Raw genomic sequence first — 14,306 nt, 5'->3', positions numbered from 1 at the left:
CGGAGTAATCCCGTGCTGGCCAAATATCCATCACACTTGCAGCGGCATAAAGTACCGCTTTGAGTTTTTCACACATGTTAATTTCCTATAATTTGACTGACCAACTACCGACATCAAAGCCGTCGATATAACGATTGTTGACATCAAATCCAAAAATGCCGTTATCCCCTTCGGAACCGGTGTAGGCATTGAGTTTCACCCCTTCTGGCTTGATATTGAGATAGCCCTGTCGGATAACGGCCTTTACCACCTCCGGCACAACGCCGCCCGTCAGATACACCTCCATCGACATATCCTGATTGTCGGTGAAAAATATTTTCACGGACTCATTAGGGATTACCCCCTGGTAAATATCGGCCAGCATTTCGCAGGTGCCGTCCCAGTGATTGGAACGAATCTTGGCCCGTAGTATAGAGCGGTAGGTATCATCATCGAGCTCTGTAAAACCACTGTCCGAGTCAAAGCGTCGTTTCCAGCTTCCCTGGTCAAAGCCCACCCCTTCCGTATCCAGGGCAAAATAAACGCCGGTTATCGGCGTTTTGACGAAGCGCGACAAGCCTATCCATTCGCCGACGACATCCAGTTGGTGACCCGTTGACCGATCAATACTGAAAAAACGGTTTAGCTGCTCAGCTAAGGCTGAAATATCACTTAGCGCGCGTGTCATCAGCGCAACATGTTGTGTAAACTTTTCCGCTTGACGATGTTGCGGGGTGATGTATTCGGCGTAATCTCTCATGAGGTCACCACCAGTTTGACGTTAGTCTCACGACAACTGACGGCTTCCTTGAAAGCCACAATCAGATTTTCTTCTTTGACCGCTGCTTCTGTTCTCCCGATTTTTAGCGCCGTGATATCAAACGTTTTCCCTTCTTCATCACCAGGCAGATTTGCCGGTGAATACAGGCGTGTCAGATACAGATTGTCTCCAATCAGTTGTTGGTTTATGTATTCGCTGACACGCTGCCGGATTTTATCGCCTGTCAACGTGGTAAATCCCAAAAACGCCGTTAAGGTGATTTCAACGTGTACATCAACCGTTTTGGGGCGTGAAAAGCGAATTGTGGGGGACATGCCGTAAAGGTCTTTCACTGTCACGGCGGTATCACCATACGTGCCCGCGCCGGGTGTTTTCTTTTGGGCAATAGTGATGGCAATCGTGTTGACATCGCCACCATCGACTATCAGCGCAATGGAATGTGGAGGGATACCGTTTTTGTCTGTGTCACGAGTGTCATTTTCAAAACCGCGTTGTCTCGTCACCCCCGATATAAGGCTAATCGCGCCCTGTATGCCTTCTAGTACCGTGCGGGAAGGGAGGGAGACCGATTTTCGCTGCCTTTCCCGTAACTGATTATCCGTTTCAATCGGTCTGCCTTGTGTTGCGGGTTTGGGATTGTTCACCGTTTGCCATCCTCGCGTGGGTGTGGCTATCTCGGTAATTTCTCCTGCCAATGCCGTAACACTCCCTGCAACCCCACAAACCGCCGTCACCGTCGCTTCGCCATGGGTGCCCAGCGTTACATTTTTAGGTAAGCGCCACAGATTACCGTTCTTATCGCGCACGCGGCCATTTTGTATCACCGTACCCACCTGACCGATTAGTACGACATCCACATTGGAATAGCCGGATAGTTGGCGTGAAATGCCATTAATCGCCACATTATTAGACAGTGCGGCACCTTTACTCGTATTAGGGCTAAAACTGTTATAGGTAGTAATGAGCGCATTATTGGCATCATGAATGGCTAAAGCATAAATGGCTATCATCTGGCCGTCTTTGCTATCCGGCGCTAAATACACATCCTGCCCATAAATTTCATGAAAAAAGTGGGTTAATCGCATCAGTATGGTCTGATAATCCGGCGCACTGATGCCGTCGTCAGTCACTTTCGCTGACAACCCTAACGTATCAAGATTGAACATTATGCCTCGTAGGTAAAAGAAGTTTCGCCGTAGTGTGTTTGTACTTTTGCGCTAATAGTCAGTTTCCGCGTTATTGGATTTTGGCTAACACTAAAATCGGTTATCGTGCTCACCCCTTGTGTATCCAGTATTCGCTCTTTGATAGCAATCCCATAAGCATCAAGATAGGGCTTTCCTAATACCGATTGTAACCAGGGGGTCCCTTCTTCACGGTCTAAAAACCATTGCCCCTGCCAGAGAGATAGGCGGGTTTTAATCGCAAGGGCGACGGCATCAGGGCTGTTGGTTAAAAACGCGTTGTCCCCTTGACCAAATCCGTAGTCGCTATTGTTTGTTTCCCGTCGATAGCGCATCAATTCACCTCGCCTGAATGGTCCCCACCGGCTTTGACGCCTTTGTGGGTATGGGTGTCGTCAATCCGTTTGCCGTTGGCGGTCAATGTGCCCAAAAATTCAATCGCACCGATGATTTTTGCAGCCACACCGGAGGCCGTCGAACCCACCATACCACCTAACCAACTCAATAACCCTTTGATGGTGACTTTTTCAGAAAAAGTCGCTTCGGGTGTCACGATTTCAAAGCCCCCAGGGGCAACAATTTTAATTTTTTGCGTTGATGGATTTAATTCAAAATACGTGGCGCCATCATCACTTCTTAACTGCATGGTACTCTGATTGATGTTGCTTATTGTTTTCGCTTGCGATTGTGGACCGATAAAAGCGAAGGCATCCGATAAATCATGCTGTCTTGGGTCAATCGCTTCCTGTATCCCGCCATTTTGCCACCAGAAGTCAATGCATCTATCCGCAAAGACCACCAGGCATTCATCACCGCTTTTGATGGGGAAGGTCATTGTCACACCGCCACCGCGCGGGAACACAACGGGCACGTCAACCAGTAGCGGTAAGTTCACCGACTGCACATGTCCTTGGCTATCCATTAAGGTTCCCCTAATCGCCGGCTGCACAACACAAGTGACTTTGCGGGCATCGAATGACTGCACAATACCAGGCATTCCGACGCGAAGTTGTGAAGAAATCGCATGACTGAAGACTTTAAGTAGTTGTTGTTGGTCACCTGTGCGCGCTGATACGGAAATTGCCATCATCCCACCTTCTTGATATCGATTCTATCATTTGACCCTTTCGCAATACACACCAAATCCATGTACCACGGCTTGCCGCGCGTATCGCCCGTATACGTGATGTTTTTCACCACATAATCGCCATCGGTAGAAAGACTGGCCGGTTGTGCGACCGTGCCTTTCGTTTGCCTTAAGCTGCCGTCATCGCTTTCGCTTACCTTGCTATCCCCCGTAGCAATATCACTGCCGGGTAACATCGTGCGATAGATTAACGCCTGGTCAAGACGGATAAGTCCATTGATTTGAATGTTTGGGTTAATCAAACAACGCACATTCACCCCCGCCTCAATCGTTTGTTGCGGCAAGCCAATCAAGCCGGTTGCACTATTAAGCACAATTGCCTCCTGAACGTATTTGTTTTCTGGCACCATCACGAGCTGGCCGTTAAGATATTGCCATGAGGCAAGGCATTGCCCCGCCAGATTATCAGCAGCGTCCCTAACCATACCAAAATAGACTTTACCCCGTGGAAAGCGGGTATTATCAAACTCAGGCGTCACCCCTTTGACAATCCCGTAAAGGGGCAAGCCCTGTGAGTAACGTGTTATGCTGCTCTGCCTGTGTATGCCCTGCACTTAAGGTGGTATTGAGCGTGGCGTAGTCATACGCCTCGTGCGAATCAATCGCCTGAACAATGACAAAAGTATCGGTGGGGTTATCTCTGCCTGAAATGGTATAGCGGATTTTACCGGCAAATATCAGACCCGTATTATCCTGATAGCCTGCCATGAGCTGAATGTTAACAAACTCCTTCGCCTGAATTTGACTGACGGTTTCTTTTCTCAGATTCCAGACTTTGAACACCCCCGTACGAGGGTAACGCGTATCTGGCCACGTGATATTGAAGGTGGCGCGAAACTGCGACAGCTCAATACCTTCACCTTTTTCATCAGAGATAATCAGTGAGCATTTTCGTATCCAGTTTTTTGACATGGCGATAGATTCACTTATTTATCTGCCAGCGCATTAATAATATGGGCGTATTTATTTTGCGTTAATATTGGCGATAAAAACTGAAAGTCAGTAATTTCTTCTTTTGTCATTTTTGGCCTCAATCGGTTATCCAGTACAATTTTACAGTTGTGCCCAGTGTAGTCTCGTTTATGTCGCTTTCCTCATCCGATAGCAAAACAAGTTTTCCTTCAGTGATAAGGTAGCTATATTGCGCAAGCAGATTTTCACCCACAACTAGCGGAATACCTTGTATCACCGGTTGATTATCAACCGTGAGCATATCCAGCACCCAGCCAGCGCTATCACGCCAGATAAGGCGAAATTGCCACACGGTATCGGATAGCTTAATCGTAAATTGCTGGTTGGTGGGGGTAAGCGGTATTTCGTTAATTTCCATTTCAGGAATCCTAAACCTCGGTCTAAAAGGCTGCGATTATCAACGGTTTTTGGCGTTTTCATACCCGTATTGCTCACACCACCGGTTGTATTACCTTCTCGCATATTTTTTGCATCAGTAGATTTGATATTAACCGTTTGGATTTGGGTGATATTCAGCTCTCGCAAGGTTAGTATCGCCATCAACACGGTTTCCGTGTGTTTGTCGGTGGTCACCTCGATAGCACGAATGAGCATATTCTGGTATTTGCGCTTACCGGTTATGACGTCAAATGGCTGACGGCTGGCCTGAAGCGCTAAAATATGCTGGTAGATTTCCGGCGCGCTTAGCCCTGCGCGAATATCCACTTTTGCCGTGTCCCAAAAATCCAGCAGCGATCCCCCACTTGAAAAACCCACTTCCATGGTCACTTCCGCCGGACGTTTGAAAGCGTGATCGGCTATTTCCGCGCCCAGTTCAACCGGATGTTCCGTGATTTCTAGCGTATCGTGATGTTTTTCGGAGACAATGACATCCGGCACCAGCAAACCAATTTTGCGTGATCGTTGTGAAAAAAGCGTAGAAAGCACGTCCATCAGTAGGCTCGCTGAGTTAGTTGTCCAATCAGTCTGGCGTTGACGCCCGTTTGTTTATCGGCAATCGCATTGGCAGTAGTGTGGGGATCTAATGCGCCTTCAACATTGATCGTGATATTCTGGTCAATATTATTTCGCATACCCGTATTCGCTGCTTGATAGAGCATTGCCTGGCTATACGGCTGTCTGCCATTTTCGTGCTCAACGATGCCAGACATCAGCGATGTCATGACCGCCGGATTGGACAGATTCAACACGGTGTCAGGGGACACCCCTAATTTGCCGGATATTTTTTCAATGTAAGCCTGGGTATTGTTTTCACTGGCAGGCGCCCAGGTGCTAATAATTTTTTCAACGGTATTTAAGCCCCTTTCAGCGTAGCGGTTAAGCTGTAAAGAAAGGGCTTGTAAGCCCTCAAATGCGGTATTGAATTTGGCGAATCTTCCGTTAGGTGATTCACGTACTGCACCGCGTTGTCCAACAAAATTCAGATTACCCGGATTGTTGTTACGAATACCCCGTGGCATGTCGCCCGTCGGGACATCGGCGATATTATCCGGTATATTGCCACCCTGATTTTGGTTCGCCCAGCTATTATCAATGCCAAAAAACCGTAAACTATCACCAATCGCGCGTTTGACTTGACGGGTGTTATAATCCCATGATGCGCTTGCGCTGGCTTTAATATTATTCTTGTCTTGGTCTAGATACAGCATGTAAGCGCTGAGTCCAGCCATCCACGGTGGCATCGGCAACTTTTTGATTTGACCAAAAGCCCCCAATACCTTGGTTAACCACCTTCCCGCAATAAAGACAGCAACGAGCTCAAGTGCATTTTTCCAACCGCCCACCAAGTCAACGAGTGAATTCAGTTTATCGCCTAACCAGGTGAATGCGGCTTTTGCCAGATTGATTTCACCTTCCCACTTTGACCAGTCGATAAAGGATTTTCCGCCTTCTTTCCACGTCTGGTAGTCTTCCCAAAGTAACAGTAAAGCAGCAATCAGGCCGGTGATAATCCCGATGGGCGAGGCAAAAAAAGCCCGATTGAGCACCCAGATAGCCGCTGCCAATCCGCTGAAGGTAGTGATGAGTTTTTTAGATTTTTCGTCTAAATTGCGCCACCAATCAAAAACCTGTCCTATCACCTGACTGACTCGCCAGATAACCCGCACTCACCATTCCACCGGCCTGAATGATGCCTTTGATTATACGGGTTAATACCCTCTCAATTTTCGGGAAATTATCCAGCAGTCTTTTTTGGAGATTGTCTATCTCTCTGCTCAATCCCCCCGCTAGATTAGATCCGATTTTATCGCGCAAAATGCCAAATAACCCCGTCAATCCTTTCATCGAGGTCATAAACTGGTTTGACTGTTTGGCAGCAAGATCGGCGTTAAATCTCGTTTGCTTGAGCATCCGCTGGTAATCCGCAGAAAAGGCATTAATGCCTCTGCGCATTGCCATCAAGGTATTTTCATCAATGCCGAGTAGTTGAGCATATTGATTGGCGCGGTAATAGGGCATGGAGGCCAGTTTATTACCTACACGGGTGAAAATAGCGCTCATATCCTGCAAATTGCCATTCGCATCACGGGTCTGCACCCCAAGGCGATTTAAAAAGCCCTCCGCTCCCGGACTGTTTCTTAAAAATCGCGCCAAGATTTTCAAGTGAACCCCTGGCGGCTTCTGCGCTACTGCCGGTGAGACTGGCGGCATACCCTGAATGCTTTTATGCCGGAGACACTGGCACCGGTACGCTGTGACGCCCAGTACATTTTATCCAATCCGGCCGCAATTTGTATGGTAAATCCCACGACGGCAAGCGCTGCCCCTTCAACAGTCGCCCCCATTTTGATAACATTGGCACTCACCCCCGTAACAACGGACTGAAATTTTCGCATGCCACTGTCATCAACCTTAAAACCGAGGCTGATGAGAAAATCTCGCAACGTTTCAGCATTAGTCATGGTGGTTTCTCCAACGCGCAATTCGCGCTTCGTTATCCTGTTCGATGTCTATCCACTCATTCATTTCGGCTAAATCTGCCAAATCGATTGAGCCATCTTTCAATTTGTCAAATTCAATGTAGCCATACTTAACAGGAAGGCGTAAGAAGTCCTTACCATCCGGCATTGAATCCAGGGTTAATCCTGTGGTGGGAGGCTGGCTGTCTCGTCGCCTTGGGGTGCGTGAAAAAAATTACCGAGGGAGTCCCCAATCACCTGCGCGACAATCTCAAGCATGGTTTTTAAGTCAATATCATCAAACATCAATTCGCCCTGGCGAAAAATCGGCGTCCATATTTTGGCGTTTTTGCGTGAAACCATGGCTAAACAAGGGTGCAAAATCGCATTACAGTCTTCATCGCTCATTTGGGCGATTGAATTTGCCATAACAGGTAACACCGCTGCCATTGGCATTTCCCCTTGTCGCAACTTTTGTAATTCGCCGGTTAAACCGGATAGCACCGGCAATAACTTTCGCGTCACCTTAAGCTGGTCAAAGACACTCAGTTTCATCGCGCGATACTCATGACCGTTAATTTCAATCTCCACTAGAATTCTCCTAATAACGCGTCGATCTTGATGCAGTCAAAGACCCATGCTAAGACATTCGCCTCTTTTGCATTTTGCAAATCCGGTATTTTTTGAAACGCACAACTGCGCGCGGTAATGATATCGCCAGATACCGGATTACGTATCACAATCACATTATTCCCCCAAAGCGCCGATGACACGCTTTGCGCGTTATAGGCGATCATCAGTTTTTTGTTAACCGGTGAGGCTTTAATGAGGCTTACGGTTACCGTACCTGACTTTCCCCCGTGTCGTGTGTGCATCCCTTCCCCATCGGCACCAATGGTCATGGTGTTTTTGGCTTCGGTCATTGTCACCACTATTCCTTCTTCCGAGTTCGCCGAGCCAGAGCCCAAATCTATCACCCCCGCGGGGCCGGTTAGCGTAGCGGAAACATCAACAAAACTGTATGTAGCCATTTTCTCTCCTTAGCGAACAATGGTGATTAGTACATCCGCGAAATGCACGGCACCCGCTAACTTACATGCTACCTGAATCGGCGGCGCTTTGCGTTTTTCGCGCTCGGATTGCGCCTGCTCCGCCAGCGGTTGAATATAGACGTAGTAGCCTTTGGTGAGTGTATCCCCGCTTATTAATTGACCAATATTGCCACCGTTCCATATACCTGGCGCCAGCAACCCATTAGTGACCGCCTGTGCTAAGGATTGCTCAACATTGGTTAAAAGCTGGGTACTGCCTTGTTCGGTTTGGGGCACTTTAGTTGTGCTGGTATACAAAAGATTGTACAGGTTGGTTTGCACAAAATTTTGCAACCAGTCAAGGCCGTGGCGTTCATCAAAAAAATCACCATTGGCCATCACGCCTTCTTGTATGATGGCAGTGTCATTAGTGTAGTTGACAAACACGTTGCAGTTTTTGGCTGCTAGCGTATTCGCCTGTGAGGTAGTCGACGTCTCCGCTGTGACACCGGGTTCCTGTTTGAATTTGAGGGTGATCGTGGTGTGATTGCCATTGAAATTCACTGAAAACGCCCGTCCAAAAGCCGAGGCTGCGGCATAGGGGGTTGATGACGAATACTGGGTGAAAACCCGTTGATATTTCGCCTGTTTTAATTGGGAGGCAATATCATCATTTTTCGTGCTATCAAGAACGGCGGTATCCGCAGTGGTGTAACCAAAAACGCGTGAACTGCCGGCCGCGCCTACAAAGTTGGCGATACCCTTGACTTCATCGGTAGAAAGTGCAGCGGTCACCACCAGTCCATACCAGTCACTCGAAAAATCCGCCAACGTTGAAACCGCATCGACGATAGTTTCACCGTCCATACCTGAAACGGGGGTTGCGTGACTGTCCGGTGTCAACTTCAACAACGCCGATAGGTCAGTGCCTGATTCCGGTGCGGAAGCAAAACCCACTGCGCTTGTTTGACCCGCCGTATTCGAGGTGACAACAAAGCGGTGATCACTGTTATTCCACGTCATCGTAGACGTGTTCATTTTTTCGCTAATTCTTGCTGCCACCCCGTTAAGATTGGTTTCTTGTGAAAAATCAATACCGTTCAATTTCACATTCTTGCCACTAACGCTGACAACCATTGCACCATCCGTGATCGTGGTGAAATTGCGGATTTTGGCCTCATCTTCGGACAAAATGCCACCGCGCAATAATGCCGGTGAAGCGGCTTTTACCCAGCGTCCCACGTATAAATCAACCGGTTTTGGCGACTGCTGGTGATAGAGTGAAGCCGCCTGATACTCGGGTGCGGTTGTACCAAAATCATTGGCGACTTCCTCAATACTGGAATAAGCCCGTAATCGCTCAAGCGGGTCGATAACGGGTGAATCACCGACAATCAGCAGTGAACCAAAATTGCGGCTACTTGCGGCACGCGGTGACATTTCAAGCGTGACCTTAACCACGCTTGAAATGGGTAAACCTGTTGACATTAGTTGTCTCCTAAAAACGTGACGTGGGCATCTGCCACTGATTTAACGTGATAGCGACGCACCACTTTGCGACGCAGGTGAACGGTCATATCAAACCGGTTCACCCACTGATTATTGATGAGCTCAGGAAACGCGGTGATCTGGCTTTGGCTGCCGAACGTGAGATTGAATTTATTCAGTTCAGCGTTGTTTTGACTGAGCGTGACGCCATCCCGAAAACGGGCGGCGTGAACCATGCCGTCTTTCCCGTAGAAAGAAGCTAGACAAGTCAACGTTTCGTACTGCCAAAGTTCGTTTGATTCATCGCTTTGATTGACCAAGGCGGGATTTGCCTCACTGGTGATATCGATGAGGCCAAACGCACACCAGTTGGTATCAGGGGATGGCAACGGTGCCGGATCGCGTTGCCAGCGCGGTAAAACGTGTTTTGCGGGCAACCCCGAGACGCCACCAACCCAAAGACTCAACCGCCGGTTCAAGCCTTCATTGTATAGCGAAGGCTCATCAAAGGGCGTTAACCACCCCGCCTCTGTACTGCTGTTATTGCTCATGGGAAATGCCTCCGTCAAACGGCATCAGTTCACAATGCGCCTGCACAAAGCCCGCACCGTAAGCGGTGTAAGGATCGACGGACTTCACCAGATATTGACGCCCCTGATAGGTAACGATATCGCCAATATGATGCGTTTCGCCGGCAATCAATCGTGTGGTGGTGATCACCAATATTCGTCCGCTGACGAGTTGACCCGATGTTCGTATTTGCGCTTCAAGGGCGCTGTCAACGGTCACCACGCCTGAAAAAGGGTGAGTACTTTCTTTTGTCGAGGTGATGCCCTCATCATCAATCAAAATTTCCCGTCGAGTATACGTGAGCGTGATATCGCAAAAATCCGGAATCAAAAAGTACATCGGTCACATCAAGGATTGGCATTTTTCTTTCTCACTACATAGGTGATTGCACGCCGATAAGTACCGGTGTCAATCATTGGTCTGGCATTGGTATTATCCGGCGGTAAACCGGCTTTTCGATTTTCCAGCTCTTGTGCCGCCCCCTTGCGCCCTCGCCGTGCTCGGGCAGCTAATGTACCGTCAGCCAGCGGGATAAAATTGCTTTGGGTAATGACGGCTTGCACGCCTTGTGCAGCGATTTGCCCTGCCCGATTTAACGCTTGCTCAGCTTTATCCGGCTGACCATCCAGAATGGCTTTAGCGGCTATTTTGAATTCCGCGGTAGTTTTGGTTTCAACTGAACGAATGCCCGGTATTAAATGCGGTCTTGCCGGAATGTTTTTAGCCGGTGAGCCAAATTCGTTGAGATATCCAATCGCCGCATTGCTAAAAGGGATATCCTCGCGTTCACTCTTTTCAGCCGGAATCCCCACCAGTACGTCTTGCTTGGTCAGCTGATGTAAGGCAGCAAATAACTGACTTGTTTTATCAAGTCGTAGTGCGACACCACTTTTCACAATTGTCTCCCTCCTGCGCCAAACATCAGTACCCACTGATAAAACTCGGCGCCATAACGGGTGTTATTCCAAAATCCGGCATTGGGGTTTAGCGTCATGCTGTTGTCATAACTGACACTCACTTTATCGACTGACTTTGACGTCGCTACACCTGAACTTGAGCCACCCACACCGCCCGCCTGTAAAGCTCGTGAATCAGCGGCATAAAGCGTGAGATAATGGGCAACAAATAACCCTACCCAATAAGGAAAGACATCACCCCCAGAGACATTTTCGCTTAGGAATTTGTCCGCTAAATTTAAGCGAAACTGAATTTGCGCATCTGGAAATTTAATTTTATCGTTAAACTGCGGAAAATCATTACGGAATTGCGGTATCGTTGGCAGGTGTTTGTTCCGTTGACTCATCGATACCCTCTTTATTTTCAGGTTCCTGGTTGATTTCTTCTTTCCCTTTTTTCTTGGTATTCACTGTTTCTTTGGTTTGCGCTTTTACGGGATTAAGGACAATACTATGCGCCTTGGTAAACCAATGCTCTGCCGTGCTTTTGCTGACCTCATGGATACCGACATCAAAATCAGTTCGCTCACCGGAGTCATGGGTAAGCGTAAACGCCGTATGCACTTGAATTTTCATAATCAAACTCCAAAAATGAAGCCCCAATATGAGGCTTAGATACCATCGCAGTAAGCAAGTGTTTCTCGATAAACCGGCTCAACGGCACCCAGACGACCATAATAGGTGGTCAGTTGATATAATCCGCGGTACTGAATGGGAATGCTTTGTAGTGGCACCATTGGGAAGCGGACGTACTGCTTTTCATTGGTATAGGCCACCATTCTATCTTTATTGCCTACCCCACGACCTTTTAACCATTTCACTGCACGGATATTCAGGGGAATACCGTTTTGATGATAGGCAATGGTATTGGTTTTTAAGTACGTCAGTAATGACTGATTACCCGCACTGGATACCAGGATAGTGGATAGCAATGCAAACTGTTCAGGCGGAATAAGTAAATCGGTGGGAACCATCGAATAGGCAGAGGCAACCCACGCATCGCTTAATATTTTGTTAATGCTGTCCCGAATTTCATCGGCTGTTGACTGGCTCCACAATTTGGCGGCATTGTTGGTCTTGATATTATCAAGATTTAACAACCCTTTGACATTCATTGCCGTGTCACCAACATAGACTTGCTCGTCCGTATCCATATTCCACTTTAGGCGCATGCCGTCATGTTTCTGGGAATCAACCGGACGGCCAACTTGTCTTGCTGCTTCAAGTTCGACGACTGTCCAGCCCAGTTCCATCCCCCAAAGTTGCAGAGGGAATCCTTCTTTTTGAATGTCGATATTCACGCCGGCAATGGCGGTAGAATCCTTCCCTATCCAGTTTTTGCCGTTAGGGTTAGCACCTGTCCCCGCGGCGGCAAATCCGGTACGGGTGAAACTTGAGATGTCATCGGCAATTGACACATCTTCGCGTAATTGAATATCACGACTATAGGTATATTGCACTAAAGGTAAATTGATGCTCTGGTCTAAACGCTCAAGCTCACCGATAAGAAAAGCACCGGTTGAGTCAATCGTGCGTTGGTCATATGTTAACATAGTCATTCCTTAAATTTTGTACGAGATTTCAACGTTGCCGTCAGCATCACCCTGACCGGTAAACTCAGCATTCGCCAATATTACGGTATTGATTTTTTCTGACGCCCCTGACCCCGTTTTTTCTTCAGCAATCAAAATAGCGCCCAGCGGGCTTTTATCCGTTGCTCCTGCCACTCGCACATAGACCTTAGCACCTTTTTTAACCTGTTGACTATCCACGCCAACATTCACCAAGACATAGCCGCGTTTTAGCGCATCGCCGGTAAAGTTCTTCTCAGTGCCCACCTGCCGGATAAAATCCTGCGTCTGCGTCGTTGGATAAGGGCGAATATAAATGCCTTTGATGACGTCTGCGGTATCACCCTCACTAAGCGGCACAAAGTAATCGCCGTCATATTTCCCTGCCAGGCCATAGACGGGAAAACCCTCTTTAGATTTTAGTAACACCGGTTCGGTAGTTAAATCACGGTAACGGGAGATTGCACCGGCTATGCCAACAGGCATCCGGTATAAATACGGTTGCATCATTTTTTTTATTTCCCTCGTGTTGCCCAGAATTCGGCATTTGACTTGTTTAAATCTGCAATCACATTGCCGGATTTTCGGATTGAATCGATAGTGGGGGTATTGGCGGTATTGCGGTTTTTCGAAAGTTCTGCGACCGCATTAAACGCCATATCCACCGTGCGCTTGGGTAATCGGTTAATTTCCGCATCGCCAACAATAGCGCGCACAATAGTTTGGTCTGCATTGGCTAACACCTGACGCTTAAAGGCTGTCGGTTTTACCGGTGTTGAAAGGGCTACCCCTGGCATAATCAACTCTGCTTTATATGCCGCATCACCGGTAATGGTTTCTGCCTTTTCGTTTTTTTCCTCGTCATCAACCGTACCGGCTGTTTTATCATCCGGTTTATCGCCACTATCAGCGGTTTTACCCTCAAGGGCATCTAACCTGGTCAAAATGGCCTGAATATAATCCGGTACCCCCTCATCACTGGTCACGACTTCGGGTTTTTCGGCTGGCATCGGATGTTGAGGGCTAATATTAATGTTGATTGCCTTGGGTAATTCACCCGTACCTTCATCCTCCGTAAGGGCTTCGGGCGCATTATTTAGGACTGATTCCATGGCTACAGCATCTTTCGTGCGATGGGCACTTAGCAGCCGTTTGAACCAGGTTTGTGTTTTGTTTGACATACTGTCTCCAATTGCACATCGTATTCCCGCTCTGCCTTCAGGTACCAGAGCGACATGATTACCAACGATTTCATACTGACGTGCGATGCCAGGCGCAATCTGTTCATACTGCGCGTCATAGCCACACGAGACTTCGTCGTTGCCGTTGTTAATTTCCTCGATTGCTAACGTATCCTTGATGATCAAATCCGCTATCACCAAATCCGCCTGTTCACCCTCTCCGCGCCTCACATTTTGCACATGCCCCTGTGCCAAATCGCGCCAATTGTCGGTATCAACGAAAACAGGATTGCCTTCCCTATCTTCGGGATGCATAAGTGTGACGCTCATGCCCTCAAAAGAGGCCAGCGTTTCAGGACGAAAGACTTCATCTTCGCTTCTTTCAACTAGAATTTGTCCACGATTGTCAGGCGTCAGATTCGGCAAATCCAGGGCGGAATAAACCTGCGTGCCTGTTCGGGCAATCGGCACGTTTTTACACAGTAGCGAGCCGTCCGCCATTTGGTAACGGGTGTTACCAAGACGGGTTTTAAAAAAATATTTCAT

General features: G+C 48.1%; 18 protein-coding genes and 3 pseudogenes. All 21 read right to left on the bottom strand.

Annotated features, from left to right (window positions below):
• Window positions 1–85 precede the first annotated feature (85 nt).
• The 21 genes and pseudogenes from AC01GB_RS13640 to AC01GB_RS13540 all read right to left on the bottom strand — a co-directional run bounded on the left by AC01GB_RS13640 (window position 86) and on the right by AC01GB_RS13540 (window position 14,306).
• On the bottom strand, window positions 86–739 hold the full coding sequence (locus AC01GB_RS13640) for a DUF2612 domain-containing protein (protein ID WP_474452228.1): 654 nt from the start codon (window positions 737–739) through the stop codon (window positions 86–88).
• Window positions 736–1,926, bottom strand: a complete 1,191-nt coding sequence (locus AC01GB_RS13635) for a baseplate J/gp47 family protein (protein WP_474452227.1) — start codon at window positions 1,924–1,926, stop codon at window positions 736–738. Before AC01GB_RS13635 ends, AC01GB_RS13640 begins: the two co-directional genes overlap by 4 nt.
• On the bottom strand, window positions 1,926–2,279 hold the full coding sequence (locus AC01GB_RS13630) for a contractile injection system sheath initiator (RefSeq protein ID WP_474452226.1): 354 nt from the start codon (window positions 2,277–2,279) through the stop codon (window positions 1,926–1,928). Before AC01GB_RS13630 ends, AC01GB_RS13635 begins: the two co-directional genes overlap by 1 nt.
• Entirely contained in the window at window positions 2,279–3,031 is a 753-nt protein-coding gene (locus AC01GB_RS13625; protein WP_474452413.1) for a Gp138 family membrane-puncturing spike protein, read from the bottom strand. Before AC01GB_RS13625 ends, AC01GB_RS13630 begins: the two co-directional genes overlap by 1 nt.
• Window positions 3,031–3,570 (bottom strand): hypothetical protein, encoded by a 540-nt coding sequence (locus tag AC01GB_RS13620; protein WP_474452225.1) that lies wholly within the window; start codon window positions 3,568–3,570, stop codon window positions 3,031–3,033. Before AC01GB_RS13620 ends, AC01GB_RS13625 begins: the two co-directional genes overlap by 1 nt.
• Window positions 3,560–4,003, bottom strand: a complete 444-nt coding sequence (locus tag AC01GB_RS13615) for a hypothetical protein (RefSeq protein WP_474452224.1) — start codon at window positions 4,001–4,003, stop codon at window positions 3,560–3,562. The genes AC01GB_RS13620 and AC01GB_RS13615 overlap by 11 nt, the downstream gene beginning before the upstream one ends.
• A 118-nt stretch (window positions 4,004–4,121) precedes the next feature.
• Window positions 4,122–4,421 carry a phage baseplate plug family protein gene (locus tag AC01GB_RS13610; protein ID WP_474452223.1) on the bottom strand — a complete coding sequence of 100 codons (300 nt, stop codon included), beginning with the start codon at window positions 4,419–4,421 and terminating at the stop codon, window positions 4,122–4,124.
• A 14-nt stretch (window positions 4,422–4,435) separates the two neighbouring features.
• Window positions 4,436–4,996: pseudogene (locus AC01GB_RS13605) on the bottom strand (phage baseplate protein); the annotation flags it as partial.
• A pseudogene (locus AC01GB_RS13600) lies at window positions 4,996–6,966 on the bottom strand (lytic transglycosylase catalytic). The pseudogenes AC01GB_RS13605 and AC01GB_RS13600, both read right to left, overlap by 1 nt.
• Window positions 6,959–7,132: a DUF6889 family protein gene (locus tag AC01GB_RS13595; protein WP_474452222.1), complete on the bottom strand. Its 174-nt coding sequence runs from the start codon at window positions 7,130–7,132 to the stop codon at window positions 6,959–6,961. The pseudogene AC01GB_RS13600 and the gene AC01GB_RS13595 overlap by 8 nt, the downstream one beginning before the upstream one ends.
• An 11-nt stretch (window positions 7,133–7,143) precedes the next feature.
• Window positions 7,144–7,554 (bottom strand): phage tail assembly chaperone, encoded by a 411-nt coding sequence (locus AC01GB_RS13590; protein WP_474452221.1) that lies wholly within the window; start codon window positions 7,552–7,554, stop codon window positions 7,144–7,146.
• Complete coding sequence (locus AC01GB_RS13585) at window positions 7,554–7,994, bottom strand: phage structural protein (protein WP_474452220.1); 441 nt, start codon at window positions 7,992–7,994, stop codon at window positions 7,554–7,556. The genes AC01GB_RS13590 and AC01GB_RS13585 overlap by 1 nt, the downstream gene beginning before the upstream one ends.
• A 9-nt stretch (window positions 7,995–8,003) precedes the next feature.
• The gene (locus AC01GB_RS13580; protein WP_474452219.1) at window positions 8,004–9,482 is read right to left on the bottom strand and encodes a DUF3383 domain-containing protein; all 1,479 of its coding nucleotides are present in this window, start codon (window positions 9,480–9,482) and stop codon (window positions 8,004–8,006) included.
• Window positions 9,482–10,033 (bottom strand): phage neck terminator protein, encoded by a 552-nt coding sequence (locus tag AC01GB_RS13575; protein WP_474452218.1) that lies wholly within the window; start codon window positions 10,031–10,033, stop codon window positions 9,482–9,484. The genes AC01GB_RS13580 and AC01GB_RS13575 overlap by 1 nt, the downstream gene beginning before the upstream one ends.
• A pseudogene (locus tag AC01GB_RS13570) lies at window positions 10,023–10,413 on the bottom strand (head-tail adaptor). Before AC01GB_RS13570 ends, AC01GB_RS13575 begins: the two are co-directional and overlap by 11 nt.
• Entirely contained in the window at window positions 10,400–10,948 is a 549-nt protein-coding gene (locus AC01GB_RS13565; protein ID WP_474452217.1) for a hypothetical protein, read from the bottom strand. The pseudogene AC01GB_RS13570 and the gene AC01GB_RS13565 overlap by 14 nt, the downstream one beginning before the upstream one ends.
• Window positions 10,945–11,355 carry a DUF4054 domain-containing protein gene (locus AC01GB_RS13560; RefSeq protein WP_474452216.1) on the bottom strand — a complete coding sequence of 137 codons (411 nt, stop codon included), beginning with the start codon at window positions 11,353–11,355 and terminating at the stop codon, window positions 10,945–10,947. The genes AC01GB_RS13565 and AC01GB_RS13560 overlap by 4 nt, the downstream gene beginning before the upstream one ends.
• Complete coding sequence (locus AC01GB_RS13555; protein ID WP_474452215.1) at window positions 11,309–11,572, bottom strand: STY1053 family phage-associated protein; 264 nt, start codon at window positions 11,570–11,572, stop codon at window positions 11,309–11,311. Before AC01GB_RS13555 ends, AC01GB_RS13560 begins: the two co-directional genes overlap by 47 nt.
• A 47-nt stretch (window positions 11,573–11,619) precedes the next feature.
• The gene (locus tag AC01GB_RS13550) at window positions 11,620–12,561 is read right to left on the bottom strand and encodes a DUF2184 domain-containing protein (RefSeq protein WP_474452214.1); all 942 of its coding nucleotides are present in this window, start codon (window positions 12,559–12,561) and stop codon (window positions 11,620–11,622) included.
• A gap of 9 nt (window positions 12,562–12,570) precedes the next feature.
• On the bottom strand, window positions 12,571–13,089 hold the full coding sequence (locus AC01GB_RS13545; RefSeq protein ID WP_474452213.1) for a structural cement protein Gp24: 519 nt from the start codon (window positions 13,087–13,089) through the stop codon (window positions 12,571–12,573).
• 5 nt (window positions 13,090–13,094) lie between these two features.
• On the bottom strand, window positions 13,095–14,306 hold the full coding sequence (locus tag AC01GB_RS13540; protein WP_474452212.1) for a DUF2213 domain-containing protein: 1,212 nt from the start codon (window positions 14,304–14,306) through the stop codon (window positions 13,095–13,097).

The organism is Candidatus Arsenophonus phytopathogenicus, from assembly GCF_056113345.1.
The sequence above is the reverse complement of the archived record's forward strand: the minus strand, read 5'-3'. Positions and strand labels throughout refer to the sequence as shown.

Excerpts from the sequence above, each read along its gene's own strand:
- AC01GB_RS13640 (WP_474452228.1), bottom strand. The coding sequence starts at position 739 with ATGAGAGATTACGCCGAATACATCACCCCGCAACATCGTCAAGCGGAA.
- AC01GB_RS13635 (WP_474452227.1), bottom strand. The coding sequence starts at position 1,926 with ATGTTCAATCTTGATACGTTAGGGTTGTCAGCGAAAGTGACTGACGAC.
- AC01GB_RS13630 (WP_474452226.1), bottom strand. The coding sequence starts at position 2,279 with ATGCGCTATCGACGGGAAACAAACAATAGCGACTACGGATTTGGTCAA.
- AC01GB_RS13625 (WP_474452413.1), bottom strand. The coding sequence starts at position 3,031 with ATGGCAATTTCCGTATCAGCGCGCACAGGTGACCAACAACAACTACTT.
- AC01GB_RS13615 (WP_474452224.1), bottom strand. The coding sequence starts at position 4,003 with ATGTCAAAAAACTGGATACGAAAATGCTCACTGATTATCTCTGATGAA.
- AC01GB_RS13610 (WP_474452223.1), bottom strand. The coding sequence starts at position 4,421 with ATGGAAATTAACGAAATACCGCTTACCCCCACCAACCAGCAATTTACG.
- AC01GB_RS13595 (WP_474452222.1), bottom strand. The coding sequence starts at position 7,132 with ATGCCGGATGGTAAGGACTTCTTACGCCTTCCTGTTAAGTATGGCTAC.
- AC01GB_RS13585 (WP_474452220.1), bottom strand. The coding sequence starts at position 7,994 with ATGGCTACATACAGTTTTGTTGATGTTTCCGCTACGCTAACCGGCCCC.
- AC01GB_RS13580 (WP_474452219.1), bottom strand. The coding sequence starts at position 9,482 with ATGTCAACAGGTTTACCCATTTCAAGCGTGGTTAAGGTCACGCTTGAA.
- AC01GB_RS13575 (WP_474452218.1), bottom strand. The coding sequence starts at position 10,033 with ATGAGCAATAACAGCAGTACAGAGGCGGGGTGGTTAACGCCCTTTGAT.
- AC01GB_RS13560 (WP_474452216.1), bottom strand. The coding sequence starts at position 11,355 with ATGAGTCAACGGAACAAACACCTGCCAACGATACCGCAATTCCGTAAT.
- AC01GB_RS13550 (WP_474452214.1), bottom strand. The coding sequence starts at position 12,561 with ATGTTAACATATGACCAACGCACGATTGACTCAACCGGTGCTTTTCTT.
- AC01GB_RS13545 (WP_474452213.1), bottom strand. The coding sequence starts at position 13,089 with ATGATGCAACCGTATTTATACCGGATGCCTGTTGGCATAGCCGGTGCA.
- AC01GB_RS13540 (WP_474452212.1), bottom strand. The coding sequence starts at position 14,306 with ATGAAATATTTTTTTAAAACCCGTCTTGGTAACACCCGTTACCAAATG.